The following is a 1,438-nucleotide window of genomic DNA, read 5'->3' as shown; positions in this document are numbered from 1 at the left end:
AAAAGCAAAAGAATTATTGAAAGGATAGTAATGAATTTTAAGCCCATACAAAAAGAAAATGATGCATTTAAAAAAGCAAGAGAAATAGAAAGTTTAATAAGTGAGCTTAGCTCAAAAGGATTTAAACTTACAAAGGCAAATTCAAAATCTTTAGTTATGAAAAAAGGTTTTGATAAGGTAGCAAAATAACAAAAAAAGAAAGGAATAAAATGCAAAACATAGGCTATGATAGTATCAAATTTGTAATCCCAAAATTTGCATTTTATAAATTTCTTAAAAAACATGATTTATATACAAAGCTTAGAAAAACAAACCGCAATAAAGCTATAGAAAAATACACAAAAGAGAAGTTTAAAAATATCAAAACAAAAGATAAGTTTTATGAGTTTAAGGTTAGGTATATAAACATCAAACCTAGAAATAAAAGTTTATCAAATACCATAATAGTGATAGAAAATTCAAAAGACACCCATGAAGTTGCTAGAAAAAATAAAAAGAAAAAAGACTTTTATGTAGAAGTACAGTTTAACGGTCTTTTTCAGCCTAGCAAAAGTGTGGTAGCTGATGTGTATAAGGTGTTAAGTAAAATGGTTAAGAGGTTTAAGGCTTATAGTTTTGATATAGCTTGTGATTTTTGTGATGAAAGTGCTTCTATGAGAAAATATGAAGAACATTTGCATGAGTTGTCTTTAAATAAAAAAATCAAAGGCGAAATGGTTTTTTATAAAAAATCTCTTTATGTAAATGGGGTGCATAGTAAGTTTTTTGATCTTGATAGAATTTTGATTTATGATAAGTATGAAAAGCAGACTAGTTATCACAAAGAAAAAATCAAAGAAGAATTTAAAGACTGGAAAAGATTAGAATTAACTTTCAAACTAAACTATAAATTTTTAAAATACATACAGCATAAACACATTCATGATGCTTTAGATTTTATATATGATTTTATAGCTTTACTAGGTAAAACATATAGCTTTACAAAAGAATTATTACTTATTAAACAAACAAAATATTTAATCAATCCAAGATGGACAAAAGATATAAAACCATACGCATTAAAGGATGTTGCATGAGTATCATAACACATATAATTGAGGCTAATGAAATAGCTCGTGCATGTTTAAAAAATGACTTAAAATATAGTTTGAAAGAAGCAAGGATTATCAATAGTGCAAATGAAAGAATGCTGTGTTTTTATTTTGATAATCCTTTTGCTATAGATTTGTTTGAAAGAAACAAAGAAAGTATCAAAAATGACTTAAGATGTGAATACAAGAAAAAAATCAAACTTTATAAACGCATTGATTTTGTATTTTACGATATTTGCTCAAAAAACACTAATGAGCTTAAATCAAGAACAACAGAAGAAAAACAAATACTTCAAAGGGGTATAGATATGCTTGAAAATATTATAAAAAGGAGTAAAAATGGAAAA

The 1,438-nt window shown here is 25.6% G+C and carries 3 protein-coding genes; all 3 read left to right on the top strand.

Annotated features, from left to right (window positions below; genetic code table 11):
• The coding region (locus L8X40_RS08315) for a hypothetical protein (protein ID WP_263667680.1) at positions 1-189 on the top strand (189 nt) is incomplete at its 5' end.
• A 20-nt stretch (positions 190-209) separates the two neighbouring features.
• Positions 210-1,076 (top strand): hypothetical protein, encoded by an 867-nt coding sequence (locus L8X40_RS08310; protein ID WP_250325072.1) that lies wholly within the window; start codon positions 210-212, stop codon positions 1,074-1,076.
• A partial coding sequence (locus L8X40_RS08305) for a hypothetical protein (RefSeq protein ID WP_263667679.1) occupies positions 1,073-1,438 on the top strand: 366 nt, incomplete at its 3' end. The genes L8X40_RS08310 and L8X40_RS08305, both read left to right, overlap by 4 nt.

Source organism: Campylobacter sp. CNRCH_2013_0855 (assembly GCF_025773025.1).
GTDB classification, from domain to species: Bacteria; Campylobacterota; Campylobacteria; order Campylobacterales; family Campylobacteraceae; genus Campylobacter_D; species Campylobacter_D jejuni_C.
This window is presented reverse-complemented; position numbering and strand designations above follow the sequence as displayed.